Source organism: Thermopolyspora sp. NPDC052614 (genome assembly GCF_040678635.1).
GTDB lineage: Bacteria > Actinomycetota > Actinomycetes > Streptosporangiales > Streptosporangiaceae > Thermopolyspora.
The window spans coordinates 231,869-256,604 of sequence record NZ_JBFATZ010000007.1; the positions used below are offsets into that span (position 1 = coordinate 231,869).

Annotated in this window: 24 protein-coding genes; 19 read left to right on the forward strand and 5 right to left on the reverse strand. The window is 72.3% G+C overall.

The window, feature by feature from the left end:
• Positions 1-157: 157 nt before the first annotated feature.
• From dop to AB0K60_RS17840, 4 genes are all read left to right on the forward strand, one after another.
• Positions 158-1,675 (forward strand): depupylase/deamidase Dop, encoded by a 1,518-nt coding sequence (gene dop / locus AB0K60_RS17825; RefSeq protein ID WP_364055398.1) that lies wholly within the window; start codon positions 158-160, stop codon positions 1,673-1,675.
• Positions 1,676-1,806: 131 nt separating this feature from the next.
• Positions 1,807-2,097 carry a hypothetical protein gene (locus AB0K60_RS17830; protein WP_364055401.1) on the forward strand — a complete coding sequence of 97 codons (291 nt, stop codon included), beginning with the start codon at positions 1,807-1,809 and terminating at the stop codon, positions 2,095-2,097.
• Between the two features lie 38 nt (positions 2,098-2,135).
• Positions 2,136-3,290, forward strand: a complete 1,155-nt coding sequence (cbiE, locus tag AB0K60_RS17835) for a precorrin-6y C5,15-methyltransferase (decarboxylating) subunit CbiE (protein ID WP_364055404.1) — start codon at positions 2,136-2,138, stop codon at positions 3,288-3,290.
• Positions 3,291-3,319: 29 nt separating this feature from the next.
• Positions 3,320-3,532, forward strand: a complete 213-nt coding sequence (locus tag AB0K60_RS17840) for a hypothetical protein (protein WP_364055407.1) — start codon at positions 3,320-3,322, stop codon at positions 3,530-3,532.
• Positions 3,533-3,655: 123 nt separating this feature from the next.
• On the opposite strand, the gene AB0K60_RS17845 is transcribed toward AB0K60_RS17840, so the two are convergent.
• A complete protein-coding gene (locus tag AB0K60_RS17845) occupies positions 3,656-4,060 on the reverse strand; it encodes a hypothetical protein (protein WP_364055410.1) in 405 nt (134 codons plus the stop codon).
• Between the two features lie 222 nt (positions 4,061-4,282).
• Here AB0K60_RS17845 and AB0K60_RS17850 point away from each other — a divergent pair, with 222 nt between their 5' ends.
• The 7 genes from AB0K60_RS17850 to AB0K60_RS17880 all read left to right on the forward strand — a co-directional run bounded on the left by AB0K60_RS17850 (position 4,283) and on the right by AB0K60_RS17880 (position 11,033).
• Complete coding sequence (locus AB0K60_RS17850; protein ID WP_364055413.1) at positions 4,283-4,492, forward strand: ubiquitin-like protein Pup; 210 nt, start codon at positions 4,283-4,285, stop codon at positions 4,490-4,492.
• A 668-nt stretch (positions 4,493-5,160) separates the two neighbouring features.
• Positions 5,161-5,967: a proteasome subunit beta gene (gene prcB / locus AB0K60_RS17855; protein WP_364055865.1), complete on the forward strand. Its 807-nt coding sequence runs from the start codon at positions 5,161-5,163 to the stop codon at positions 5,965-5,967.
• 51 nt (positions 5,968-6,018) lie between these two features.
• Positions 6,019-6,825 carry a proteasome subunit alpha gene (gene prcA / locus AB0K60_RS17860; RefSeq protein ID WP_364055417.1) on the forward strand — a complete coding sequence of 269 codons (807 nt, stop codon included), beginning with the start codon at positions 6,019-6,021 and terminating at the stop codon, positions 6,823-6,825.
• Positions 6,826-6,916: 91 nt separating this feature from the next.
• Complete coding sequence (gene pafA, locus AB0K60_RS17865; protein ID WP_364055420.1) at positions 6,917-8,275, forward strand: Pup--protein ligase; 1,359 nt, start codon at positions 6,917-6,919, stop codon at positions 8,273-8,275.
• A gap of 263 nt (positions 8,276-8,538) precedes the next feature.
• The gene (locus AB0K60_RS17870) at positions 8,539-9,537 is read left to right on the forward strand and encodes an FKBP-type peptidyl-prolyl cis-trans isomerase (protein WP_364055424.1); all 999 of its coding nucleotides are present in this window, start codon (positions 8,539-8,541) and stop codon (positions 9,535-9,537) included.
• A gap of 242 nt (positions 9,538-9,779) precedes the next feature.
• Entirely contained in the window at positions 9,780-10,469 is a 690-nt protein-coding gene (locus AB0K60_RS17875) for a helix-turn-helix domain-containing protein (protein ID WP_364055427.1), read from the forward strand.
• A 33-nt stretch (positions 10,470-10,502) separates the two neighbouring features.
• On the forward strand, positions 10,503-11,033 hold the full coding sequence (locus tag AB0K60_RS17880; protein ID WP_364055430.1) for a DUF3291 domain-containing protein: 531 nt from the start codon (positions 10,503-10,505) through the stop codon (positions 11,031-11,033).
• 238 nt (positions 11,034-11,271) lie between these two features.
• Here AB0K60_RS17880 and AB0K60_RS17885 read toward each other — a convergent pair whose 3' ends face one another.
• Entirely contained in the window at positions 11,272-12,372 is a 1,101-nt protein-coding gene (locus AB0K60_RS17885; protein ID WP_364055433.1) for a DUF3866 family protein, read from the reverse strand.
• Between the two features lie 97 nt (positions 12,373-12,469).
• Between AB0K60_RS17885 and AB0K60_RS17890 the strand changes: the two genes are divergently transcribed.
• The 7 genes from AB0K60_RS17890 (at position 12,470) to AB0K60_RS17920 (ending at position 19,968) form a co-directional block, all read left to right on the forward strand.
• On the forward strand, positions 12,470-13,417 hold the full coding sequence (locus tag AB0K60_RS17890) for a WYL domain-containing protein (RefSeq protein WP_364055436.1): 948 nt from the start codon (positions 12,470-12,472) through the stop codon (positions 13,415-13,417).
• Entirely contained in the window at positions 13,414-14,370 is a 957-nt protein-coding gene (locus AB0K60_RS17895) for a WYL domain-containing protein (protein WP_364055439.1), read from the forward strand. The genes AB0K60_RS17890 and AB0K60_RS17895 overlap by 4 nt, the downstream gene beginning before the upstream one ends.
• 150 nt (positions 14,371-14,520) lie before the next feature.
• Positions 14,521-14,709 carry a hypothetical protein gene (locus AB0K60_RS17900; RefSeq protein ID WP_364055442.1) on the forward strand — a complete coding sequence of 63 codons (189 nt, stop codon included), beginning with the start codon at positions 14,521-14,523 and terminating at the stop codon, positions 14,707-14,709.
• A 66-nt stretch (positions 14,710-14,775) separates the two neighbouring features.
• Positions 14,776-15,072, forward strand: coding sequence for a Sec-independent protein translocase subunit TatA (gene tatA, locus AB0K60_RS17905; RefSeq protein ID WP_364055445.1), 297 nt, complete (start codon positions 14,776-14,778; stop codon positions 15,070-15,072).
• Between the two features lie 77 nt (positions 15,073-15,149).
• Positions 15,150-16,025: a twin-arginine translocase subunit TatC gene (tatC, locus tag AB0K60_RS17910; RefSeq protein ID WP_364055448.1), complete on the forward strand. Its 876-nt coding sequence runs from the start codon at positions 15,150-15,152 to the stop codon at positions 16,023-16,025.
• Between the two features lie 151 nt (positions 16,026-16,176).
• A complete protein-coding gene (locus AB0K60_RS17915) occupies positions 16,177-17,055 on the forward strand; it encodes a YegS/Rv2252/BmrU family lipid kinase (RefSeq protein ID WP_364055451.1) in 879 nt (292 codons plus the stop codon).
• A 177-nt stretch (positions 17,056-17,232) separates the two neighbouring features.
• Positions 17,233-19,968, forward strand: coding sequence for a DEAD/DEAH box helicase (locus tag AB0K60_RS17920; protein ID WP_364055454.1), 2,736 nt, complete (start codon positions 17,233-17,235; stop codon positions 19,966-19,968).
• 93 nt (positions 19,969-20,061) lie between these two features.
• Here the strand turns inward: AB0K60_RS17920 and AB0K60_RS17925 are convergent, their stop codons facing one another.
• Entirely contained in the window at positions 20,062-20,967 is a 906-nt protein-coding gene (locus AB0K60_RS17925; RefSeq protein ID WP_364055457.1) for a 5'-3' exonuclease, read from the reverse strand.
• Between the two features lie 270 nt (positions 20,968-21,237).
• On the opposite strand from AB0K60_RS17925, the gene AB0K60_RS17930 reads away from it, so the two are divergent.
• Positions 21,238-22,338 (forward strand): Xaa-Pro peptidase family protein, encoded by a 1,101-nt coding sequence (locus AB0K60_RS17930; RefSeq protein ID WP_364055868.1) that lies wholly within the window; start codon positions 21,238-21,240, stop codon positions 22,336-22,338.
• 246 nt (positions 22,339-22,584) lie between these two features.
• Here AB0K60_RS17930 and AB0K60_RS17935 read toward each other — a convergent pair whose 3' ends face one another.
• Together AB0K60_RS17935 and AB0K60_RS17940 are read right to left on the reverse strand one after the other, a co-directional pair.
• Complete coding sequence (locus AB0K60_RS17935; RefSeq protein WP_364055460.1) at positions 22,585-23,637, reverse strand: mandelate racemase/muconate lactonizing enzyme family protein; 1,053 nt, start codon at positions 23,635-23,637, stop codon at positions 22,585-22,587.
• Positions 23,634-24,524 carry a 5-dehydro-4-deoxyglucarate dehydratase gene (locus tag AB0K60_RS17940; protein ID WP_364055463.1) on the reverse strand — a complete coding sequence of 297 codons (891 nt, stop codon included), beginning with the start codon at positions 24,522-24,524 and terminating at the stop codon, positions 23,634-23,636. The genes AB0K60_RS17935 and AB0K60_RS17940 overlap by 4 nt, the downstream gene beginning before the upstream one ends.
• Positions 24,525-24,736: the final 212 nt, after the last annotated feature.

The window sequence follows — 24,736 nt, forward strand, 5'->3', positions numbered from 1 at the left end:
CCAAGGCGCGCCAAGCCGTGGCGTTACTGTCCGGGATGCCGGTTACCATCGGCCGAAGCGGCGGATCGAGTTCGGACCGGGCCGGTCCGGGCAAGAGCCCGAGCGGAAAAGTGCACGGCGCGACGGGGCGCAAAGTGATAGAGGACTGAGGACGCGCATGACCGTAAGGCGAGTGATGGGCATCGAAACCGAGTACGGCATTTCCGTGCCCGGTCAGCCTGGCGCGAACGCGATGGTGACTTCGTCCCAGGTCGTCAACGCCTACCTGGCGGCCTCGGCCGCGAGGGCCCGCCGGGCCCGATGGGACTTCGAGGAGGAGAATCCGCTGCGGGACGCCCGGGGCTTCGACCTCGCCCGCGAGGTGGCCGACTCCAGCCAGCTCACCGATGAGGATCTGGGCCTCGCCAACGTCATCCTCACCAACGGGGCCCGGCTGTACGTCGATCACGCCCACCCGGAGTACTCCACACCCGAGTGCACCAACCCACGGGCGGCGGTGATCTGGGACAAGGCGGGCGAGCGCGTCATGCACGACGCCGCCCTCCGGGCGTCGGCGATACCGGGGAACGCGCCGATCCAGCTGTACAAGAACAACACCGACAACAAGGGCGCCTCGTACGGCTGCCACGAGAACTACCTGATGCGGCGCGCCACGCCCTTCGCCGACATCGTCCGGCACCTGACCCCGTTCTTCGTCTCCCGCCAGGTGGTGTGCGGGGCGGGCCGGGTCGGCATCGGGCAGGACTCGCGCGGCGAGGGCTTCCAGATCAGCCAGCGCGCCGACTTCTTCGAGGTCGAGGTCGGCCTGGAGACGACGCTGAAGCGGCCGATCATCAACACCCGGGACGAGCCGCACGCCGACCCGGAGAAGTACCGTCGCCTGCACGTGATCATTGGCGACGCCAACATGTCGGAAATATCCACATATCTGAAGCTGGGTTCGACGTCGCTGGTCCTGGCGATGATCGAGGACGGCTTCCTCACCACCGACCTGTCGGTGGAGTCCCCGGTCGCCGCCCTGCGCGCGGTGTCCCACGACCCCACCTGCAAGCACGTGCTCACGCTGCGCGACGGCCGGAAGATGACCGCCGTCCAGCTGCAGATGGAGTACCTGGAGCAGGCCCGCAAGTACGTCGAGGACCGGTACGGCACCGGCGCCGACGACCTGACCAAGGACGTGCTGGCCCGCTGGGAGTCCGTGCTCACCCGCCTCGCCGAGGACCCGATGCAGCTCGCCCGGGAGCTGGACTGGGTGGCGAAGCTGGAACTGCTGGAGGGCTACCGGACGCGGGACAATCTGCCCTGGTCGCACCCGCGCCTGCAACTGGTCGACCTGCAGTACTCCGACATCCGCCCCGACCGCGGCCTGTACAACCGCCTGGTCGCCCGCGGGCGCATGCAGCGGCTGGTGAGCGAGGAGGAGGTGGACCGGGCCATCGAGATCCCGCCCGCCGACACCCGCGCCTACTTCCGCGGCCGGTGTCTGCGGCAGTACAGCGAGTCGGTCGCGGCCGCGTCCTGGGACTCGGTCATCTTCGACATCCCGGGCCGGGAGTCGCTCCAGCGGGTCCCCACCCTGGAACCGCTGCGCGGCACCAAGGCCCACGTCGGCGACCTGCTCGACCGCTGCCGCACGGCCGCCGAGCTCGTCGCCGCGCTCACCGGCGAGAACTGACGGCGGCCGGGCCGGGCACGCCGCCGGCGCCGTACCGAGGAGGTCCGCATGGCATCCGAGCCGCCCGCAGAGCCGCCCCCGTCCGCCGGGGCTCCCGCTCCGCGACGCCGTCGCGGCGGGGGCGTGGGCGGATGAGCGCGATCTGCCCGCACCTGCGGGCCGTGGCCAGCCAGGACATCGCCGGCGGCAACCGGTGGCGGGACGGCGAACGTGCCGACTACGTGGGGGAGATGGCGACGTTCTGGCTCTTCGGCCACCGCTTCCCCGCGCCGTCGGCCGCGCCGCCGGTGCAGTACGTCTACGACCCCGACGCCGACGGCGGCTGGATCGACTACTACGTCTGCCGCGCCCACCGCCAGACCCTGTTCCGCGGTCTGCTCAACCTCGCCACCGGCCGGACGGAGGACCTCGGCGAGCCGTGAGCGAGACGGCGGCCGTCCCGTGAAAGGGAAGACCCAGCATGATCACCGTGGTCGGGCTCGACGGGACGCCCCTGCCCCCGCACGCCCGCGCCCGTCTGGCCGACGCCGATCTGGTCATCGGCGCCCCCGGCCACCTCTCCGCCGTACCGGCGCCCGAAACCGCCCGGCGGGTGACCGTCCAGGAAGGCGTGGACGTCCTCGACCTGATCGAGGAGGCTCTGGCGGACCTCCTCCGCAGCGCGGACACCGGCGCGACGGCGACGTCGGCGGCAGGGCCCCTGGGAGGGCCCACAGGAGGGCCCACCGGGGGACTCCCCGCCCGGCTCGCCGAGACCTTCCCCTCCGACACGGTCCGGATCGAACTGGGACGAACGGCGCGGGGCGCGGAGAGCGGGCCCGCGAACGTCGTCGTGCTCGCCACCGGGGATCCCGGCTTTTTCGGGATCGTGCGCGCCCTGCGAGAGCGGGGGCACTCGCCCGAGGTGCTGCCCGCGGTCTCGGTCGTCGCCCGCGCCTTCGCCAAAGCGGGGATCAACTGGGAGGACGCGATCGTGGTGTCGGCGCGCGGCCGGGACTTCCGCCGCGCGGTGAACGTCTGCCGCGCGCACCGCAAGGTCGCCGTGCTCACCGGGCCGGGAGCCGGGCCGTCGGAGCTGGCCCGCGCGCTCGCGCCCTCCACCCCCCGGAGCCTGGTGGTGTGCGAGGACCTGGGCGGACCGGACGAACGGGTGTCCTGGCCGCGGCTCGGCGAGGCGACCACCCGCCCCTGGCGCAACCCCGACGTCGTGCTCGTGCTCGACCGCGGGCGTCAGGTCGGCGGCGGGCCCGGCTGGATCGCCGGCGCCGCCCCCGGCCCGGAGGAGTGGGCGCTGCCCGCGGACGCGTTCGCGACCGGCGGACGGAGGCGGGTGACCGCGGAGGCGCGCGCCCTGGTCCTGGCCCGGCTCGGGCCGCGCCTGGGCGACCTGGTGTGGGACGTGGGCGCGGGCGACGGCGAGGTCGCGGTGGAGTGCGCCCGGCTCGGCGCGGCCGTGGTGGCGGTCGAGCGGGACGCCGCCGCGTGCGAGCGCATCCGCCGCAACGTCGTGGCCCATCGGGTCAAGGTGATGCTCTCCTGCGGCGTGGCCCGGCGGCGCTGGAGCCGCTCCCCGACCCGGACGCGGTCTTCGTGGGCGGCGGCGGGCCCGAGGTGATCGCCGCGTGCGCGGCGCGGAGGCCACGGGTGCTGGCCGCGGCCGTCGCCGCCGAGGACCGGGTGCCGCCCGTGGTGCGGGCGCTGCGCGAGCACGGCTACGCGGCCGAGGGGATATGCCTGCGGACCTCTCCGCTGAGCTTCTCCGGCGACCTCGGCCTCTCCGACCGGCCGGTACGGCAGGCCGAGCCCGACGGCCACGCGTTCCTTGTGTGGGGGCGTCCGGCCGAGCGGGGCCGCTGACGAGGGGCACTCTGGCGGCCCGCCGTACCCGATCGTGACCCCGGCTGGCGTGATCATGGTGCTGGTCGGAGGGTCCTCCCCCCGGAGGGCAGGAGCGAATCTACTTTGTAAAGGGGGTCGCGATCAGAGCAGACCCAGGCCGAGCGTGAAGGTCCCAACCGCGAGGCAGACGCCGCCGAGGCCGGTCAGGTAGATCAGCTTGTTGGGCCTGGTGTCGCCGGGGCGCACCACGGACAGGAAGAAGCCCAGCGGCATCAGGATCGGGGCGGCCACCATGAGCGTGCGCACCAGTGCCTTCAGGCCGTCGGACAGGTCCGTCTGGTCCACGTACAGGAGGGCGACGAGGGCGAAGATCACCAACACTCCGGCGTGGGCGTGGCCGGCGCGCCAGAGGCCGCGTCGTACCGGGTTGTCCAGGTAGCCGGGGAGGCGGCGGCCGATGTGGGCGAGCAGGGAGAAGCCGCCGATCGCGATGGTGAAGACGGTGAGCAGGACCACGCCCGCGGTGGTCAGGGATGCGGAGGACATGGCTGCGCCTCTCTTGATTGGACAGCAACGCTATCCAATTGTTGGATAGGGAAGCTATCCAGTCAAGTCGCACTTGCTTTCGCGGCGGGACGTCGGGTTGTCTGGCGGTCACGACAACGTCCTTCCGGACCGGCGGGAAGCGCGCGGGACGATCCGCGGGGAATGTCGTCCGGTTCGGGGAAGATATACAGGACAGGGTCCCCCAAGCTGGAGGTGTCGTAGATGGCAACCAGGGACACGGGCGGTCAGAAGCAGGCCGGTCGGCGCGATCAAGAGGTCGACGAGACCGAGGTGCAGGACACTACCGACGTCCAGGAGCGGCAGGAGAAGCTCACCGACGACGTCGACGCGATCCTCGACGAGATCGACGAGGTTCTGGAGGAGAACGCGGAGGAGTTCGTCCGCTCCTACGTCCAGAAGGGCGGTCAGTAGGACGACGGCGGACGAGGAGTCCGGGGGAGAGGACCTACGTGCTTGAAGGGGATGAGCGGGAGCCAGGGCCGGAAGGCGGCGACGCCGTTCGCCGGGTTCGGTCCGATCCCCCGCGTCACGGGGTGGGGCGGTGCCTGAGGCGCAGCGCCCTGTCGCGCGACCGACCGCCGGCCCGCCCGGGGCCGCGGGGCGAGGCCGCGCCGATGGACGACCGGGAAAGGAACGCGCCTCGCGGCGTTCGCGGCGGGATCCATCTCGCCGGCTGAGCGTCGCGACGGGTACAAGGGCGTAGCGGCGACCGTGCCGTTGCGCCGACGATCTCGAACGGGAGAGGGGCCCGCCGAGCACGTTGGCCAGACGTGCGGAGGCGGGCCCGTCCGCGTCCGCGGGCGGTCCGGCGCGCCGGCCGGGCCGACTCCCCGCCGACGCCCTGACGACTCCATGCCGACTCCATGCCGACTCCCCGACGACTCACCGCGTAAAAGTTCGGTTCGGTGTGGAGAAGAAATCACGCCGGTCGGCGATGCGCGTTGCATCTGGGGCCAAACTTCGCGCTGAGCTGATCGGGGCGAGTGCGAGCGGCTCGACAACATGAGTAGTGTCAGGGCGTAACACTTGGATCGTTTGGAGGGAGTCGCGTGGCACCACAACAGGGCTGGATGAATCCGATGATGCTCGACACGGGCAGCCCATCGTTCACCGAGTTCCTCGGCTCATACGCCCCCCACCTCCTGCCCTGGAACCGGGAGGTTCCGGCGGTGCCGGTCGGTGACCAGATTCCGCACGCGACGACGATCGTCGCCGCGACGTTCGAGGGCGGCGTGGTGATGGCGGGGGACCGGCGGGCGACCTCCGGCAACATGATCTCCCAGCGCGACATCGAGAAGGTGTTCCGCACCGACGAGTACTCCTGCGTGGGCATCGCCGGCACCGCCAGCATGGGCATCGAGCTGGCCCGGCTGTACTGCGTGGAGCTGGAGCACTACGAGAAGCGTGAGCTGCGCGAGCTGTCGGCCGAGGGCAAGGCGAACCGGCTCGCCACGATGATCCGCGGCAACCTGCCGATGGCGATGCAGGGGCTGGCGGTCGTGCCGATCTTCGCCGCCTACGACCTCGACCAGGGGGCCGGGCGCATCTTCAGCTTCGACGTCGGCGGCGGGCCGTACGAGCAGCGGCAGTACGCGTCGATCGGCTCGGGTTCGATCTTCGCGAGGGGCGCGCTGAAGAAGCTGTACCGCGACGGCGCGTCGGCCGAGGACACCGTGCTGGTGTGCCTGCAGTCCCTGTACGACGCGGCCGACGACGACTCGGCGACCGGCGGCCCGGACGTGAGCCGGAAGATCTACCCGGTGGTCGCGGTGATCGACGACGAGGGCTTCCGCAGGCTGTCCGACGAGGAGGTGGAGGCGCACGTGCGGTCGCTGCTGGAGGGCCGCCTGCGGGCTCCCGACGGCCCGCACGCCCCGCTGCGCTAGCCCTGCCGCGCCAGATCACCCCGAGCACACCACTTCGAGAGGAACGCCACGGTGTCCATCCCGTTTGGATATGTCCCCGCCGAGCAGCAGATGCGGGACAAGGCGGACTACGCGCGCAAGGGGATCGCGCGGGGCCGCAGTTCGGTCGTGCTGCAGTACGAGAACGGGATCCTGCTCGTCGCGCACAACGCGTCCCGGGCACTACGCAAGATCAGTGAGATTTACGACCGCATCGCCTTCGCGGCCGTGGGCCGGTACAACGAGTTCGAGGCGCTGCGGCTCGCCGGCATCCGCTACGCCGACGTCAACGGCTACAACTACGACCGGGCCGACGTCACCGGCCGCGGCCTCGCCAACCTCTACGCGCAGCAGCTCGGCATGATCTTCACCGACTCGATCAAGCCGTTCGAGGTGGAGATCGTCGTCGCCGAGGTGGGCGACAGCGCCGAGGAGGACCAGATCTACCGGCTCACCTTCGACGGATCGGTTCAGGACGAGCACGGCGGCATCGCCATGGGCGGCCAGGCCGACGCGGTGGCGACGCGGCTCAAGGAGCACTACCGCGAGGGCATGACGCTGGAGGAGGCGCTGCGAGCGGCCCTGCTGGCGCTCACCGAGCCCGGCGGCGACCCGCTCCCGACCAGCCAGCTCGAAGTGGCGATCCTCGACCGCAACCGGCCGCAGCGCAAGTTCGTGCGCCTGGTCGGCCCCCGCCTGGAGCGGCTGCTCGCGGCCGGGAAACCGGCCGGGCCGCCCGCGCAGGAGGCTTCGGCCGAGTCCGCCGGGGGCGGCCAGGCGCCGCCGACCGCGCCGCCCACCGCGCCCGAGGGGGAGATCGATACCGGTTCCGGGGAGTAGACGCCCCACATCGCGGGCACGCCGTACGGCAGGTTCTTCCCGACAACAAAGATCTTCCGCGCTGTGAGCGTGGGGAGAATAGTGTGAGGTAATGGATCGTCGCATCTTCGGCCTGGAGAACGAGTACGGCGTTACGTGCGTCTTCCGGGGGCAGCGCCGCCTGTCCCCGGACGAGGTGGCCCGGTACCTGTTCCGGCGGGTCGTGTCCTGGGGCCGGTCGAGCAACGTGTTCCTGCGCAACGGCGCCCGGCTCTATCTGGACGTCGGCAGTCATCCCGAGTACGCCACGCCCGAGTGTGACAACGTCGTGGAGCTGGTCACCCACGACAAGGCGGGGGAGCGCATCCTGGAGGGCCTGCTCGTGGACGCCGAGAAGCGTCTGCGCGAGGAGGGCATCGCCGGGGACATCTACCTGTTCAAGAACAACACCGACTCGGCCGGAAACTCCTACGGCTGCCACGAGAACTACCTGGTGGGGCGGCACGGAGAGTTCGGGCGGCTGGCCGATGTGCTCATCCCGTTCCTGGTGACCCGCCAGATCATCTGCGGGGCCGGCAAGGTGCTGCAGACGCCGCGTGGAGCGGTCTACTGCGTCTCCCAGCGGGCCGAGCACATCTGGGAGGGCGTGTCGTCGGCGACGACCCGGTCCCGCCCGATCATCAACACCCGCGACGAGCCGCACGCCGACGCCGAGCGCTTCCGGCGCCTGCACGTCATCGTCGGCGACTCCAACATGAGCGAGACCACCATGCTGCTCAAGGTCGGCGCCACCGACCTGGTGCTGCGCATGGTCGAGGCCGGCGTGGTGATGCGCGACCTCAGCCTGGAGAACCCGATCCGGGCGATCCGCGAGGTCTCGCATGACATGACCGGCAGGCGGCGGGTACGGCTCGCCAACGGCCGGGAGGCGTCCTCGCTGGAGATCCAGCAGGAGTACCTGGGCAAGGCCAAGGACTTCGTGGACCGGCGCGGCGGCGACGTGATCGCCCGGCGGGTGCTCGACCTGTGGGAGCGCACCCTGCGCGCGGTGGAGACGGGCGACCTCGACCTGGTCTCCCGCGAGATCGACTGGGTCACCAAGTACCAGATGATCGAGCGCTACCGCCGCAAGTACGACCTGCCGCTGTCCTCGCCGCGGGTGGCCCAGCTCGACCTGGCGTACCACGACGTGCATCGCAAGCGCGGGCTGTTCTACCTGCTGCAGAAGCGCGGCGCGGTGGAGCGGGTGGCCTCCGACATCAAGATCTTCGAGGCGAAGTCGGTGCCGCCGCAGACGACCCGGGCGCGGCTGCGCGGCGAGTTCATCCGCAAGGCCCAGGAGAAGCGGCGGGACTTCACCGTCGACTGGGTGCACCTGAAGCTGAACGACCAGGCGCAGCGCACGGTGCTGTGCAAGGACCCGTTCCGCAGCGTGGACGAGCGCGTGGACAAGCTCATCGCGGGCATGTGACGCGCGGGGTCGCTTTTCGGGGTCGCACCTCGGGGTCGCACCTCGGAGTGGCATCTCGGGGTCGCATCTCGGAGTGGCATTTCGGCGGCCCCGGCCACGGCGCCGCGACGATCGCTCGGCGATCGCACGGCGCACCGGCCGGGGCCGTCTGACGCCGACGTATCCGGCACCGGGTTGACGTCGCCTGTCAGCGATTTTCAGCAACGTCGGGTAGTGTGGCGCCGACCTGAACGTCTGACTCCCATGTTCCCGAGGAAATATTCATGCGCCGACTGGCCGTACTCGCCGCCTCCGTCTCGCTGCTGTTCGCCGCCGCCTGTGGCGGCTCGGGGGGTGGTGATGCGACCAAGGGCGCCGAATCCTCGGCGTCGTCGGCGGCGTCGGCCTCCGCCGCCCCCGTCGGCCCGCCGGCCGCCGTGGACGACCTCAAGGTCACCGGCGACGCGGGCAAGAAACCACAGGTGAGCTTCCCGCCGGGCACGCCGCCCGCCACCTCCTCCGCCAAGACGATCAAGGAGGGTGACGGCGACGCCATCAAGTCCGGCGACAACGTGGTGGTGAACCTCACCGCCTTCAACTGGGACGGCAAGACCAACGCGATGGTCGGGTCCACCTACGACGAGGGCTCCCCGCAGATGCTCAAGGTGGGCGACACCCTGCCGAAGATCATCCACACCGCGTTCCAGAACGCCAAGGTCGGCGAGCGGTTCTTCGCCGTCGTCGCGATCGACAGCCTCAGCCCCGAGCAGCTCCAGCAGGCCAAGGCCCAGGGCACCGACAAGACCGCCAGCCTGTACGTCGTGGACGTCCTGGGCACCTCCAAGACCAAGGCCGCCAAGGGCGAGGCCGTCAAGCTCGACATCAAGGGCATCACCTTGGAGAACCCGGGCGGCGAGGCCGCGCCCAAGCTGACCACCAAGACCGACGTGCCCGCGCCCACCGATCTCGTCGCGAAGACCGTCATCAAGGGCGACGGTCCCAAGGTGAAGTCCGGGCAGGCGGTGATCGTGCAGTACACCGGCAAGATCTGGGGCACCGACAAGGAGTTCGACAGCAGCTGGACCCGCGGCGACCCGGTGATGTTCCAGATCGGCACCGGCAAGGTCATCAAGGGCTGGGACCAGGGCCTGGTCGGCGTCCCGGTGGGGAGCCGCGTGGTGCTGGCGATCCCGCCGAAGCTCGGCTACGGCGAGCAGGGCCAGGGCGAGATCAAGGGCACCGACACCCTGGTCTTCGTCGTGGACGTCCTCGAGGCCTACTGACCGACCCGCGCCCGGCCCGCCCCTGCGCGCGCCGGGCCCCCTGCGCGCGCCCGGCCCGCGCCCGGCCCGCAGGGACGCGTACGGCTTTCCACCGAACGCCCGGAGGGCTCCCCGGACCCCTCCGGGCGTTCGGCTGCCCGGAGACCGCCACGGCGGCCTTCCGGCCCATCGACGGGGGCCTGTGGAGGCCGTGGCGACCGTGGCCGGGCCGGGCGGACACGCGGCGGTCCTAGACTCGTGGCGTGAGCGCAGAGGATCTGGGAGCGCTGGGGGCACTGCAGGACCCGGTGCGCCGGGCGCTTTACGAGTACGTCTCCGCCCAGGGGCGCGAGGTGAGCCGGGGCGAGGCCGCCGAGGCCGCCGGCATCCAGCGGACGCTTGCCGCGTTCCACCTCGATCGGCTGGTGGAGGCGGGCCTGCTGGAGGTCGGCTCGCGGCGGCTGACGGGCCGGAGCGGGCCGGGCAGCGGGCGTCCCGCCAAGGTCTACCGCAGGGCCTCGGCCGAGCACCAGGTGAGCGTTCCGCCTCGCGACTATCGCATGCTGGCCCTGCTGCTCGCCGAGGCCGTGGAGCTCCTGGGCGCCGAGGAGCCGGCCGAGACCGCCGCCCGCCGGGCGGGGGAGAGGCTCGGCGCGGCGGAACCTCCGGGCGCGGACCTGACGGCGGTCCTGACGGATCGCGGCTACGAGCCCTACCCGGGCGAGGACGGCGAGATCCGGCTGCGCAACTGTCCCTTCCACGTCGCGGCGGAGCGGCATCCGGTATTGGTGTGCTCGGTGAACCTGGCGCTGTGCCAGGGGCTGCTCAAGGGGCTGGGGCGGGACGGCTCGGTCGCCGCCACGATGGACCCCCGTCCGGGCGAGTGCTGCGTCGCCTTCGCCGAAGCACCGCCGGGCGGCGGGGCCGCCTCTTCTAAATACAATGAGGATTGACATAGAAGGCGCGGCTGTGGTGCGCTGTGCGGTATGCACCTCGCAGAGCTGAATGTGGCACAGATGATCGCGCCCTTGGACTCCCCGGTGATGGCCGACTTCGTGGCCGACCTGGAGAGGATCAACCTGCTCGCCGAAAGCGCCCCCGGATTCGTATGGCGGCTCAAGGGCGGGGACGGACCCACCGACGTCGTCGAGGACTACCTGGACGACTCCCTGCTCGTGAACATCTCGGTGTGGGAGTCCCGGGAGTCCCTGTGGAACTTCACCTACCGCAGCGCCCACCTGCCGATCATGAAACGACGACGGGAATGGTTCCGGCACCTGAGGGATCCGTACATGGTCATGTGGTGGATCCCGGAGGGCACCATCCCCACCCTGGCGGAGGCCATGGACCGCTTGCGTCGGCTCCGTGAGGAGGGCCCCGGACCCGAGGCGTTCACGTTCCGGGACTTCTACGAGCCATCGGGCGAGCGCCGCCTCGACGCGGCCGACAGACGTCCCGCGCCCGGCGCGGTCGCCACGGCTGAGCAGGAGGCCCTGGCGGAGCAGGCGGCGGGCTGAGCCCCGCCCACGACGGCCGGAGACCCCGTGGGCCGGGCATACGGGAGTACCGCCTGGGGACATCGGCCCGGAGATGTCGGCCCGGGAATATCGGCTCGGTCGCCACGGCTGAGCAGGAGGCCCTGGCGGAGCAGGCGGCGGGCTGAGCCCCGCCCATGGCGGCCCGAGACCCCGTGGGCCGGCACGCGGGAGTACCGGCCGGGAATATCGGCCCGGGGATATCGCCGGTGAGGCCGGGTCAGCCGACGTCGGCCAGCAGGGTGGCGGCGTGGCGGCCCGCGGCGGCCGATGCCAGGAAGCAGGCGCGGTCCTCGTCGATGCCGCGGCCCATGGAGGACAGGCGGACCGGGGAGCGCCGCAGCGGCTCCTCCAGGCCGTCCACGGAAACGTGGACCAGCTCGTGGCGGTCGGACAGCTCCTCGGCCTGCTTGGTCACGCGTTCGCCGAACTCGCCCGGCAGCTCGGGCACGACCACCTGGGCGCGGGCCAGCGCCACCCGGCCGTAGGCGGTGAGCGAGTGGTGGGAGACGCCGATGTGCCGCTCGCGGGCGTCCCCCTCGCTCACCCGCAGGGCGGCCACGGGGCGGCCGTCCAGCACGGCGGCGGCGTTGACGGCCTCGCCGGCCGCCACCCCGGAGAAGCCCCACCGGGTGCCGGAGCCCAGGTTGCCGGGCCCCTGGGCGACGATCGCGACCTCGGCGTCAAGCACGTGGCGGGCGGCGAGCAGGCCGGTGTGCGTCGTCACCGTCTCCACGTCGCCGCCGAACGCCTGGCCGACCGTGATCACCCCGCACAGCCAGCCGGCCTCGCGCAGCCTCGCGCACGACATCGAGAACCACGCGGGCAGCGCGCCGCCGTCGAGCATGACGTACGCGACCCGCGGCCGGGGCCGGGAGGGCGGCAGGGAGGCGTACAGGCCGGCCAGGATCGCCGGGAGCGCCGAGTGCAGATCGGCGACGATCACCGGCATGCCGTCCAGGCCGTCCGCGTCGCGCATGATCTCGTGGAACGGCGACTCCTGCTCGTCGGCGCCGAGCACCGTGGCCTGCAGCGGCGTGTACCGGGCCTTCACCAAGTGCCCCGGACCGGAAGGATCTTGCGGTAAACGGTCCGGAACGGCCACGACCATGGCGTAACCTCCCGTACCGAGACCCATGGCGAGCGCGGTGGTGTTCAGCAGCACCGTGTCGCCTGGCTCGGGGCGTCCCACCAGCGCCGGGTAGGCCAGCGCGCGGCAGTTCTCGCGCTGCTCCCCGTCGCCGACGGCGACGTCCAGCTCCACCGCCCCCGACCACTCACGCCGGATCGCCGCCACCACGCCCTTGCGCCATCGGATCACGCGGACAAGGGTAGCGTCGACTCGCGTGGGCGTGTCGCGTTCCACGCGAGCACGCCGCACGCGCCGGCGTCGCCAGCGACCACGAAGGGAGGGCCCGATGTCGCGGCGGAAGACCGAGCGGCTGCTGAACCTCGTCATCTGCCTGCTCGCCACCAGACGCCCGCTCAGCGCCGAGCAGATCCGGCAGGCGGTCCCCGGGTACGACCGGGACGGCGACGAGGCCTTCCAGCGCATGTTCGAGCGGGACAAGAACGAGCTGCGCGAGATCGGCATCCCCATCCAGGTGCAGCGCGACCCGTGGGAGGAGGAGCCGGGCTACCGCATCGTGCGGCAGGCCTACGAGCTCCCCGAGATCACCCTGGAGCCCGACGAGGCCGCTGTGCTCGGCCTGGCCGCCCAGGTGTGGCAGCGGGCCAGCCTGGCGGGTGCGGCCAGCGGGGCGCTGCTGAAACTGCGCGCCGCCGGCGTGGAGACCGACGAGTCCCCCGCCGGGCCGCTGGAGCTGCGCGTGGACACCCGCGACCCCGCCTTCCCCGCGCTGTGGGAGGCGGTGCGGGACCGGCGCGCGGTGCGCTTCGACTACCGCGCGGCCGGCAGCGAGGCCGTGCTCACCCGCACCGTGGAGCCGTGGGGCGTGGTCAGCCGGCGCGGCCGCTGGTACGTGGTCGGCCACGACCGGGACCGGGACGCGCCCCGGGTGTTCCGGCTCAGCCGAATCGCGGGCGAGGTGAAGCCGGTGGGCAAGCCGGGGCAGGTGGTGGTGCCCGAGGGCGTGGACATCCGCGCCATGGTCGGCTACCGCGATCAGCTCGTCGCCGAGCGCACCGCCGTCGTCCGGGTGCGCCAGGACACCTGCCAGGGCCTGCGCCAGCTCGCCTGCGCCGTACGGCCGGGCGGCGACGGCTGGGACGAGCTCGAGGTCACCTTCGTCGACGCCGACCGGCTGGGCGCGTGGATCGCCAGCCTGGGCGCCGACGCCAAGGTGCTCGATCCGCCCGACGTACGCGACGCCGTGATCCGGCGATTGAAGGGAGCCGTGGCATGAGCTCGGCCGATCGCCTGCCCCGGCTGCTCGCGCTGGTGCCGTACCTGATGTCCCATCCGGGCGCGCAGGTGCCCGAGGTGGCCAAGCTGTTCGGCCTCACCGAGAAGCAGCTCATCGACGACCTGCAACTGGTGTGGATGTGCGGCCTGCCCGGCCACACCCCCGGCGACCTCATCGACGTCTCCTGGGACGGCGGCGAGATCGTCATCGACAACGCCGACACCATCGCCCGACCGCTGCGCCTGGCCGTGGACGAGGCCAGCGCGCTGCTCGTGGCCCTGCGGATGCTCGCCGAGCTGCCCGAGTTCGAGGACAAGGACGCCCTCGCCCGGGTGATCGCCAAGCTGGAGCAGGCGTCGGGCGAGGGCGCGGCATCGGTGAGCAGCCAGGTCGCCGTCGAGGTGGAGGCCGCGCCGGACGCGCTGGCCACGGTGAACGACGCGCTGCGGCGCGGGCGGCGGCTGTCGCTGCGCTACTACGTGCCGGGCCGGGACGAGATCACCCCGCGCGAGGTGGACCCCACCCGGGTGGTGATGGCCGACGGCCGCGCCTACCTGGAGGGCTGGTGCTACCGGGCCGAGGGCATGCGCCTGTTCCGCCTGGACCGCATCCTGAGCGCCGAGGCGCTCGACGTCGAGGCCAGCCCGCCGGAGGAGGCCGAGCCGATCGACGTCACCGAGGGCGTCTTCCGGCCCTCGCCCACCGACGAGCTGGTCGAGCTCGAGGTGACCCCCGCCGGGCGCTGGATCGCCGAGTACTACCCGTGCGAGGGCGTCACCGAGCTCGGGGAGGGCCGCCTGCGGGTCGCCCTGCGCGCCCGCGACCAGGGCTGGCTGGTACGGCTCGCGCTGCGCCTGGGCGACAGCGGCAGGGTCGTCTCGCCGCCGGCGCTGGCCGAACGCGTCGCCGAGGCGGCGGGCGCGGCCCTCGCCCTCTACGAGACGACCAGCTGACCGCCGGACCCGCCTCCCGGCGCGCCGCCCGCGGGGGCAAGAGGGGGGCGGGCGCCTTCCCCCGCTGCTCCCCGCGACGGGCGCCGTCGCGATCCGGCGGGCGACGCCGTCCGTCATCTCGCGCCGGGAAGCTGGCTAGAGTGGCGGGTCATGGGCTGGGTTTTCGCCGCGGTCGCGCTGGCCGCCGCCGGGCTGGTCGTGCTGGCGGTGCTGGCGGTCCGGGTGTGGGTCGCCGCGCTCGGTCTGGGGCGTGAAGTGGAGCGTACGAGGCGGTTGCTGGCGGACCAACGGGCCAGGGCCGCAGGTGATGGGGGGAGATCGTCGAGGCAGGACGGGTGAGAGTACGCTCAGGGCAGCGTACGATCGGATCCAGACAAGCACGTCGCTCGGCCAAAGGATGACACGATGCCCACTCTGGGACCCATGGAATGGATCCTCATTCTCTTGGTGCTGATCCTGCTGTTCGGTGCCAAGAAGCTGCCGGACACGGCCCGGGCACTGGGGCAGTCCCTGCGCATGTTCAAGAAGGAGACGTCCAAGATCGACGACGACGAGCAGGCCGCCCGCCCGCAGCCGGCTCCCGCCGTGCAGACGCCTCCGCTGCCCGCCGCGCCGCCGCCGATGACGGATGAGGAGCGGGCGCGGGCGCTTGAGGAGGAGGCGGCCCGGCTGCGTGCCAGGTCGGCCGCCCAGGACAAGTGACGTTTGACCCACACACGCGCGGCGACGCCGCGTGACGTCTCGCCGGACTTGTTGCCTTCTCAGATCGGGATTCTCCGATGGCGCTGTTGAAACGGTCCTCCACCCGCAAGCGTGACAACGAGGGGCGCATGCCGCTCATGGAACACCTCCGTGAGCTGCGCAACCGCCTGCTCAAGGCGATCCTCGCCATCGCCGGCGGCACGGTGCTGGGGTTCGTCATCTTCGACCCGATCTGGGCGTTTCTCAAGGAGCCGTACTGCCGGCTGCCCCAGTCGCACCAGCTCGACAAGGGAACGTGCACGCTCGTGGTCAACGGCGTGTTCGACGCGTTCATGGTCAACCTCAAGGTCGCGCTGATCTTCGGCATCATCGTCTCCGCCCCGCTGTGGCTGTACCAGATCTGGGCGTTCGTCACGCCGGGCCTGTACCAGAACGAGCGGCGCTACACCCTGTCGTTCCTGGGTCTCGCCGTGCCGCTGTTCCTCGGCGGCTCCGCGCTGGCGTACTTCATCATGGACAAGGGCCTGGCGCTGCTGCTGGGCTTCGCGCCGGTGGACGTCATCCCCCTGCTCAGCATGGGCGAGTACCTCAACTTCGCCCTCGCCATGCTGGTCATCTTCGGGGTCTCCTTCGAGCTTCCGCTGCTGCTGGTGTTCCTCAACGTCATCGGCGTGCTGCGGTTCCAGACGGTGGCCAAGCACCAGCGCATGGTCATCTTCGGCATGTTCGTGTTCTCCGCGGTGGCGACGCCGAGCCAGGACCCGATCAGCATGCTGTCGCTCGCGGTGCCCATGGTCGTGCTGTTCCTGCTGGCCGAGGTGTTCATGTACTTCCGCGACCGCAAGCGCGACGTCGAGGAGGCCGAACGGCAGCGGCGGCTGGAGGAGGAGCTGAACACTCCCGGCCCGTCCCCGCTCGATGAAGATGAGTTCGAGGACAGCGCTCGTGATTAGGCTCGCAATTCGGCGCGTGATCAGGCTCGTGATCAAGCGCTGACCGGGCGCGTGGCTGGCCGCGTGCGCAGGCTCTCGCGGCCAGTGGGAAGCGGACGGGGACGTGAGGTCTGCCTGGCCACGGGGGAGCGGGGATGGATATGTTCCGTTTGTGGCTGGTGACCTTGTTGTCCTGGTGAATCCTGCGGCGCGTGGCGGCCGGGGGCTGCGCGTGCTCGGCCCGGTGCTCCAGCGGCTGCGCCGGGGCGACCGGCCCGTGACGGTCATCGTGGGCGTCACCGCGCAGGACGCCCTCGAACGAGCCCGGGCCGCGGTCGGCGAAGGACCCGAGGCGCTGGTCGCCTTCGGCGGCGACGGCCTGGTGCATCTGGCCGTGCAGGCCGTCGCGGGCACGCCGGTGCCGCTCGGCATCATCCCGGCCGGAACCGGCAACGACATCGCCGACGCGCTCGGCGTCCCCCGGCGTGACCCCCTCGCCGCGGCCGAGGTCGTGCTGCGCGGCAGGACCGCGACCGTGGACGCGGGCAGGATCGGCCCGGACCGGTGGTTCGCCGGAGTCGTCGCCTGCGGGTTCGACTCGCGGGTCAACGAGCGCGCCAACGCCCTCACCTGGCCCGGCGGCGCCGCCCGCTACCTGCGGGCGATGGTGCAGGAACTGCGGGTGTTCCGCCCCATCCCCTTCACGATCACCCTCGACGGAAAGGCCGCCGAGCGCGAGGCCATGCTGGTCGCGGTCGCCAACACGCGCTCCTACGGCGCGGGGATGCGGGTGTGCCCCGACGCCAGCCCGTACGACGGCCTGTTCGACGTGCTGGTCGTCGGCGCCCTGGCCAAGTCCGAGTTCCTGCGCATCTTCCCCCGCGTCTACCGGGGCGGCCACGTCACCCACCCGGCCGCGACGATCACCCGCGCCCGCACCGTGCGGCTGGAGGCCCACGACGTGGTCGCGTACGCGGACGGGGAGCGCGTCGGCCCCGCGCCGGTCGACTGCGCGGTGGAGCCGGGCGCCCTGTCCATGATCGTCCCCTGACGCCGAGTCCATGATCGTCCCCCCGACGCCGATCGGCGACCCCCACCCCCGATCGCCGACCGGCCGTCGGCCGCCGTTGACCGGCGGACGGCCGCCATTGACCGGCGGACCTCACCGCACAACGCCGTCCCGTGTAGCGGGACGGACCGGAATCGCGATATCGGTAGGCTTGAAGCCATGACCACGCCTGCCGAACGCTACGCCGCCTTCCGGGAGCAGCAGGCCGAGAGCGGACCCGCGCTGACCGCCTTCCGCGGACTCTACGACTTCGAATTCGACGAGTTCCAGGTCGACGCGTGCCGTGCGCTCGAGGCCGGCGACGGGGTCCTCGTCGCCGCGCCCACCGGATCGGGCAAGACGGTGGTCGGCGAGTTCGCCGTCCACCTCGCCCTGGAGCGGGGGCAGAAGTGCTTCTACACCACGCCGATCAAGGCGCTGTCCAACCAGAAGTACAACGACCTGCTCAAGCGGTACGGCACGGCCAAGGTCGGCCTGCTCACCGGCGACAACAGCGTCAACGGCGAGGCCCCGATCGTGGTGATGACCACCGAGGTGCTGCGCAACATGCTCTACGCCGGGTCGCCCACGCTGCAGGGGCTCGGCTACGTGGTGATGGACGAGGTCCACTACCTCGCCGACCGGTTCCGCGGCGCGGTGTGGGAGGAGGTCATCATCCACCTGCCCGAGTCGGTGCACCTGGTCGCGCTGTCGGCGACGGTGAGCAACGCCGAGGAGTTCGGCGAGTGGCTCGGCGACGTGCGCGGCGACACCACCGTGATCGTGGACGAGCACCGGCCGGTGCCGCTGTGGCAGCACATGATGGTCGGCAACCGCCTCTACGACCTGTTCGTCAACGAGGACTCCGACCGCCCGACGGTCAACCCCGAACTGATCCGTTTCGCCCGCGAGGAGGTCCGCCTGGGGCCGGGCGGGCGCGGCAGGCGCGGCTACTCGCGCGGCCCGCGCGGCGGCCGGGGCAACACCCCGGCGCGCAGCGACGTGATCGAGCGGCTCGACGCCGAGGGCCTGCTGCCCGCGATCACCTTCATCTTCTCCCGCAACGGCTGCGAGGACGCGGTGCGCCAGTGCGTCTTCGCCGGGATCCGGCTCACCGACGAGCGCGAGCGCCACGAGATCCGCCAGCTCGTCGACGAGCGCACCGCCCATCTGCCCGACGAGGACCTGTCGGTGCTCGGCTACCTGGAGTGGCGCGACAGCCTGGAGCGCGGCCTGGCCGCCCACCACGCCGGCATGCTGCCCACGTTCAAGGAGGTGGTCGAGGAGCTGTTCACCAAGGGCCTGGTGAAGGCGGTGTTCGCGACCGAGACCCTCGCCCTGGGCATCAACATGCCGGCCCGCTCGGTGGTGATCGAGAAACTCGATAAGTGGAACGGCGAGACCCACGTCGACCTCACCCCCGGCGAGTACACCCAGCTCACCGGCCGCGCCGGGCGGCGCGGCATCGACGTGGAGGGCCACGCGGTGGTGCTGTGGCAGCCGGGCACCGACCCGCTGGCGGTGGCCGGGCTCGCCAGCACCCGCACCTACCCGCTGCGCTCCAGCTTCCGCCCCTCGTACAACATGGCGGTCAACCTCGTCGGCCAGGTCGGCCGGGAGCGCGCCCGCGCCCTGCTGGAGGCCTCGTTCGCCCAGTTCCAGGCCGACCGGGCGGTGGTGGGCCTCGCCCGCCAGGTACGGCGGGCCGACGAGGCGCTGGCCGGCTACGCGGAGGCGATGACCTGCCATCTGGGGGACTTCGCCGAGTACGCCGAGCTGCGGCGCAGGCTGTCGGACCGGGAGGCCGAGCTGTCCCGGCAGCGCGGCGCGGCCCGGCGGGCGCAGGCCGTGCGGTCGCTGGAGGTGCTGCGGCCCGGCGACGTGATCCGGGTGCCGGGCGGGCGTCGCGCGGGCCTCGCCGTCGTGCTCGACCCAGGGCTCAGCAGCCGGGGCGACGGGCCCACGCCGCTGGTGCTCACGGCGGGCAAGCAGGTCAAGCGGCTGTCCACGAGCGACTTCCCGGTGCCGGTGGAGCCGGTGGAGCGGCTGCGCATCCCGCGCAACTTCAACTCCCGCAACGCCAGGGACCGCGCCGACCTGGTCTCCACCATGCACGCCAAGATCGGTGACCGGGATCTCGGCGCGCCGGTCCGGGCGCGCGACCACGCGATCGAGGACGAGGAGATCAACCGGCTGCGGCGGGAGATCCGGCGGCACCCCTGCCACGGGTGCGACGAGCGGGAGGACCACGCCCGCTGGGCCGAGCGGTACCACCGGCTGCTGCGCGAGACCGAGGGGCTGCGGCGGCGGGTGGAGAGCCGCTCGCATGTGATCGCCCGGACGTTCGACCGGGTGTGCGGCGTGCTGTCGGCGCTCGGCTACCTGGAGGGGGAGCCCAACGCCGAACGGGTCACCGCGCACGGCCGCCGCCTCGCCAAGCTCTACACCGAGCTGGACCTGCTCACCTCCGAGTGCCTGCGGCAGGGCCTCTGGGAGGAGCTCGACCCGGCCGAGCTCGCCGCGTGCGTGTCCTGCCTGGTCTACGAGTCGCGGCAGGACGACGCCCGCACGCCCCGGCTTCCCCCCGGCGCGGCCACCCAGACCATGACGGCGATGGTGCGCCTGTGGGGCGACCTGGAGGCCGTGGAGAAGGAGCACGGCCTGTCGTTCCTGCGCGAGCCGGACTTCGGCTTCGCCTGGGTCGCCTGGCGCTGGGCCAAGGGCCACAGCCTCGACGCCGTGCTCTTCGACGGCGACCTGGCCGCCGGCGACTTCGTCCGCCAGGTCAAGCAACTGATCGACCTCCTCGACCAGATCCGCGAAGCGGCCCCGCAAAACTCCAACGTCAGACCCACCGCCGCCAAGGCCATCGACGCAATCCGCCGCGGCGTCGTCGCCTACTCGTCCCTGACCTGACGTCCCGCAGGCGGACCGCCCGCCGCTGCCCGCCGTGCGGCCGGGATGCCCCTCGCGACGCCGCTCGGCGGGTACGGTGCGCCGCTTGTCGGTTCAGGCGGACAACGCGGACAGCAGGCGGTTGAGCGGGCTGTCGAGGCCGTAGCGGTCGGCGAGGGCGACGAGGCGCTCCGGGTCGCGTGGTTTGCGGGGCAAGGTGACGTCCACGGCGGGGAGGGGTGCGTCGTGGGCGACGCGGACGACGGTGGGGGCGATGGCGAGGTAGTCGCGTGCGGCGGCGAGCCTGGCACGGCTGCCTGCGGGGAAGCCGTCGGTGCGGCCCTCGTCGAGGGCGTTGAGGATGCCCTGGAGCGAGCCGAAGCGCGTGACGAGGGCGGCGGCGGTCTTCTCTCCGACGCCGGGGACGCCGGGCAGGCCGTCGCTTGGGTCGCCGCGCAGGGTGGCGAAGTCGGCGTAGGCGCGACCCGGGATGCCGTACTTGGCGGTGATCTCCGCCTCGTCGATGGCCTGCAGGTTGCGAATTCCCCTTACTGTGTAAAGGACGCGGCGTTGGCGATCGTCGTCGACGAGCTGGAACAGGTCACGGTCTCCGGTGACGATGTCCACTGGGCCGGTGGCGCGGGCCGCGTAGCTGCCGATGACGTCGTCGGCCTCGTAGCCGGGGACGCCGACGCGGGCGATGCCGACGGCGTCGAGGACCTCCTCGATCACGGGGATCTGCGGCGAGAGGGACTCGGGCACCTGCTCCTCGTCCTCCGTGGCGAGGCGGTGCGCCTTGTACGAGGGGATGGCGGCCACCCGGAACGCGGGCCGCCAGTCGGCGTCCATGCAGGCCACCAGCTCGTCGGGGGAGTGCGCCCGCACCAGCGTGGCGGTCATGTCCAGCAGCCCGCGCACGGCGTTGACCGGCATGCCGTCCGGCGCCTTGATCGACTCCGGCACGCCGAAGAAGGCGCGGAAGTACAGCGAAGGAGTGTCGAGAAGCATCAGCCCGCCCATGCCGCCCATCCTCGCATCCCGCGCCGACACTCCGGTCCGGTCACCGTGCGGGCGCACCGCGCCGATCATCGCGACCGGCGTGGCGGACGGCGGGGCGGAGAGCCCGAGGCGTGGTCGCGCGGTCGAGGCCCGGAGGCAAGGGGGCCGTCCGCCCCGCGCCGCGTCGCGGGTTGGCGTACGCCGCGGCACGCGAAGGCGTGGCAGGTCGCCGGATGCCTGTCCGAAACCCGCCCGGAGGTGGTCTAGATTGGCCCTGTGACTACGGAGCCGATGGAGCTGTACCCCGTGACCAGGCTGGCCGCCGTCACCGAGGCCACCTCCCGCTCGGGGCTTGACGCGCTGCTGCTCACGCCCGGGCCCGACCTGCGGTACGTGACCGGATACGACGCGACGCCGCTTGAGCGGCTGACCTGCCTGGTCGTGCCCGCGAGCGGCGAGCCGTTCCTCGTCGTGCCCCGGCTGGAGCTGCCGGCGGCCGAGCACTCCCCGGCGTCCCGGCTGGGCGTCGAGTTCGTGCCGTGGGACGAGACCGACGACCCCTACGCCCTGGTCGCGGCGCGGCTCGGCTCCGTCGAGCGGGTGGGCGTGGCCGACCGGATGTGGGCGATGCAGTCGCTGCGGTTCCGCGACGCGCTGCCGGGTGTCCGGCAGGAGCTCGCCGGTCGGGTGTTGCGCGAGCTGCGGATGCGCAAGAGCCCCGCGGAGGTCGCGGCGCTGCGCGAGGCGGGCGCGGCCATCGACGCCGTGCACGCCCTCGTCCCGGGCTTCCTGAAGCCGGGCCGTACCGAGCGGGAGGTCGGCCGCGACATCGCGGCGGCGATCGTGGACGCCGGGCACGCCACGGTGGACTTCGTGATCGTCGGGTCGGGGCCGAACGGCGCGAGCCCGCACCACGAGCTGTCCGACCGGGTGATCCAGGCCGGGGAACCGGTCGTGGTCGACATCGGCGGCATGATGCCCAGCGGCTACTGCTCCGACTCCACCCGCACCTACTCCGTCGGTGAGCCGCCGGAGGAGTTCGTCGCCTACTACGAGGTGCTGCAGGCCGCCCAGGAGGCCGCCTGCGCCGCCGTACGGCCCGGCGTCACCTGCGAGGCGGTGGACGCCGCGGCGCGCGAGGTGATCGCCGACTCCGGCTACGGCGAATACTTCATCCACCGCACCGGGCACGGCATCGGCCTGGAGGTGCACGAGGAGCCCTACATCGTCGCGGGCAACACCGAGCCTCTGGCCCCCGGCTTCGCCTTCTCCGTCGAACCCGGCATCTACCTGCCCGGCAAGCACGGCGCCCGGATCGAGGACATCGTCGTCTGCACGGATGAGGGCGTGGAGCGGGTCAACAACCGGCCCCGCGACCTGATCGTCGTCTGAGCCTTCGGCCGCCGGAGCGGGAGGTTCAGCAGCGTTCAGGAGCACGGTGAGCAGGACCGGCGGCGTTACCGAGATGACGATCATCATCAGGCACCATCAGGCACCATCAGGCACCATCGGGCGGCCGGAGGCCCCGCCGAGCGGACGGACCCTGAAGGGCATCCGCAATCACCTCCGTCCGCCATGCGCGCCCCGGTGCGTCGTCCGGCCCGCTGCCCGTCCGTCCGCGGCCAACCGCCCGGGTCCTCAGGTCCAGTTGAGGCCGAGGCCCGGGTGGTCGCCCACCCGCAGGTCGGGGCCGTCGATTTCGACCGGGTACGGCTCCGCGAGCAGCCCGAGCGCGGCGAAGGACGCGTCCTCGACGTCCTCGACCATGCAGGGGAGCGGCAGGGTCAGCGCGAGCTGGCCGGAGATCTCCGGCAGCAGGTGGGGGTAGGTCGGAACGCCGAACGTGCGCGCCAGCTCCGCGATCCGCAGGAACGGGGTGATCCCGCCGACGCGGACCACGTTGGGCTGGATGACGTCGCAGGCGCCCGCGGTCAGCAGGTCGCGGAAGCCGTAGGCGGTGTAGACGTTCTCGCCGACCGCGATCGGCACCGCCACGCTGCGCCGCAGCTCCACGTGCGCCGCCACGTCATCGGCGGGCAGCGGCTCCTCCAGCCAGTGCAGGCCGTACGGCGCGAGCGCCTCGACGGCGCGGCGGGCCCGGTACAGGTCCCACAACTGGTTGGCGTCGATCATCAGCGGCGTGTCCGGGCCGATCACCTCGCGGACGGCGGCCACCCGCTCGACGTCCTCGCGCAGGTCGGGCAGGCCGACCTTCATCTTGACCGCCGGGTACCCGGCCGCCTTCCAGCGCTCCGCCTGGGCGACCAGCTCCTCGAGGGTGTAGTGGCGGTTGACGCCGCTGCCGTACACCGGGACGCTGGAGCGGCGCCTGCCGAGCACGTCCACCAGGCCGCGTCCGCCGCAGTGCAGGTCCCACAGCGCCATGTCGACGCCGGCGAGCGCGATCGTGGTGACCCCGCCGCCGCCCGCCTCGCGCAGGCGCCGCCACAGCCGGTCCCACACCACCTGCGGATGCGGGTCCGCCATGCCGATCAGTGCGGCGCGGACGTCGTCCTCCAGCAGGGCGCGTACGGCCTTCGCCCCGATCGTCGGCGTCCAGCAGAAGCCGGTGCCGGTGCGTCCGTCGTCGAGGACGACCTCGCAGATCAGCACGTGGTGCACGGGGACGTCGGGGCCCCAGGGCCGGGGCAGTTCGGGGGTACGCGGGGTGACCCGCAGCTCGGTGATCATGACTCGGCCAGGGCGCGGCCGTGCTTGATCAGGGCCTCCAGCTCCGCCACGTGCTCGGGGGCGGGGTCGACCAGCGGCGGACGCACCGAGCCCACGTCCAGGCCGGTGAGCCGTACGCCCGCCTTGACCAGGGCGACGGCGTAGCCGGGGACGCGGGCGCGCAGCCGTACCAGGGGCTCGTAGAACTCGGTGAGCAGGCGGGCGGGCAGGTCGCCGGCGCCGGTGAGGAAGGCGGTGGCGACCTCGGGGACGAACGCGAACGCCGCCGAGGAGTACAGGGTCACGCCGATGCCCCGGTAGGCGTCCATGGTGAGCTCGGCGGTGGGCAGGCCGTTGAAGAAGGTGAAGCCGTCGCCGATCTCGCGGCGCACCGCGAGCACGATGCGGCGCATGCGGTCGATGTCGCCCAGACCGTCCTTGAGGCCGGCCACGTTGGGGATCCGGGCCAGCTCGACGACCTGCTCGGGGGTGAGCGCGATCGAGCCGCGCTGGTAGACGATGACCGGCAGCCCCTCGGCGGCGATGCCGCGCACGTACGCCACCAGCCCCTCGTGCGGTCCCGCCGCCAGGTACGGCGGCATCAGCAGCAGGCCGTCCGCCCCCGCCTCGCGGGCCGCCCGCGCCTGCGCCCGCGCCGCCCCGTACGGGCCGCCCGCCCCGGCGAACACCGGCGCCCGGCCGCCGGCGGCCCGCACGGCCACCCGCACCACCGCCGCGTGCTCGGCCTCAGACAGCGCGGAGAACTCGCCGGTGCCGCAGGCCGCGAAGACGGCCCCCGGCCGGTGCTCCATGCCGCGGGTGACGTGCTCGGCCAGCACGTCACCCGCCAGTTCGCCGTCGTCGTCGAACGGGGTGACGGGGAAGAAGAGGACTCCGCTGAGGTTCATCGGCACTCCTTGGGCGTGGGGATCCGGGCTCGGTGGTCGGGCGGGTCGCCGGGGCCGTGCTCCCGGTGCGTCGCGACGGCGCGGCGTCGCCGGTTCCGAGTTGCGGACGGTGCGGACCGTCGTGTGCGGACCGTCGTGTGCGGACCGTCGTGTGCGGACCGTCGTGTGCGGGACGTCGTCGGCTCGGCGTCGTGGGCCGCGTGGGCCGCGTG

Excerpts from the sequence above, each read along its gene's own strand:
- dop (WP_364055398.1), top strand. The coding sequence starts at position 158 with ATGACCGTAAGGCGAGTGATGGGCATCGAAACCGAGTACGGCATTTCC.
- AB0K60_RS17830 (WP_364055401.1), top strand. The coding sequence starts at position 1,807 with ATGAGCGCGATCTGCCCGCACCTGCGGGCCGTGGCCAGCCAGGACATC.
- cbiE (WP_364055404.1), top strand. The coding sequence starts at position 2,136 with ATGATCACCGTGGTCGGGCTCGACGGGACGCCCCTGCCCCCGCACGCC.
- AB0K60_RS17845 (WP_364055410.1), bottom strand. The coding sequence starts at position 4,060 with ATGTCCTCCGCATCCCTGACCACCGCGGGCGTGGTCCTGCTCACCGTC.
- AB0K60_RS17850 (WP_364055413.1), top strand. The coding sequence starts at position 4,283 with ATGGCAACCAGGGACACGGGCGGTCAGAAGCAGGCCGGTCGGCGCGAT.
- prcB (WP_364055865.1), top strand. The coding sequence starts at position 5,161 with ATGATGCTCGACACGGGCAGCCCATCGTTCACCGAGTTCCTCGGCTCA.
- pafA (WP_364055420.1), top strand. The coding sequence starts at position 6,917 with ATGGATCGTCGCATCTTCGGCCTGGAGAACGAGTACGGCGTTACGTGC.
- AB0K60_RS17870 (WP_364055424.1), top strand. The coding sequence starts at position 8,539 with ATGCGCCGACTGGCCGTACTCGCCGCCTCCGTCTCGCTGCTGTTCGCC.
- AB0K60_RS17880 (WP_364055430.1), top strand. The coding sequence starts at position 10,503 with ATGCACCTCGCAGAGCTGAATGTGGCACAGATGATCGCGCCCTTGGAC.
- AB0K60_RS17890 (WP_364055436.1), top strand. The coding sequence starts at position 12,470 with ATGTCGCGGCGGAAGACCGAGCGGCTGCTGAACCTCGTCATCTGCCTG.
- AB0K60_RS17895 (WP_364055439.1), top strand. The coding sequence starts at position 13,414 with ATGAGCTCGGCCGATCGCCTGCCCCGGCTGCTCGCGCTGGTGCCGTAC.
- AB0K60_RS17900 (WP_364055442.1), top strand. The coding sequence starts at position 14,521 with ATGGGCTGGGTTTTCGCCGCGGTCGCGCTGGCCGCCGCCGGGCTGGTC.
- tatA (WP_364055445.1), top strand. The coding sequence starts at position 14,776 with ATGCCCACTCTGGGACCCATGGAATGGATCCTCATTCTCTTGGTGCTG.
- tatC (WP_364055448.1), top strand. The coding sequence starts at position 15,150 with ATGGCGCTGTTGAAACGGTCCTCCACCCGCAAGCGTGACAACGAGGGG.
- AB0K60_RS17920 (WP_364055454.1), top strand. The coding sequence starts at position 17,233 with ATGACCACGCCTGCCGAACGCTACGCCGCCTTCCGGGAGCAGCAGGCC.
- AB0K60_RS17925 (WP_364055457.1), bottom strand. The coding sequence starts at position 20,967 with ATGGGCGGGCTGATGCTTCTCGACACTCCTTCGCTGTACTTCCGCGCC.
- AB0K60_RS17930 (WP_364055868.1), top strand. The coding sequence starts at position 21,238 with ATGGAGCTGTACCCCGTGACCAGGCTGGCCGCCGTCACCGAGGCCACC.
- AB0K60_RS17935 (WP_364055460.1), bottom strand. The coding sequence starts at position 23,637 with ATGATCACCGAGCTGCGGGTCACCCCGCGTACCCCCGAACTGCCCCGG.
- AB0K60_RS17940 (WP_364055463.1), bottom strand. The coding sequence starts at position 24,524 with ATGAACCTCAGCGGAGTCCTCTTCTTCCCCGTCACCCCGTTCGACGAC.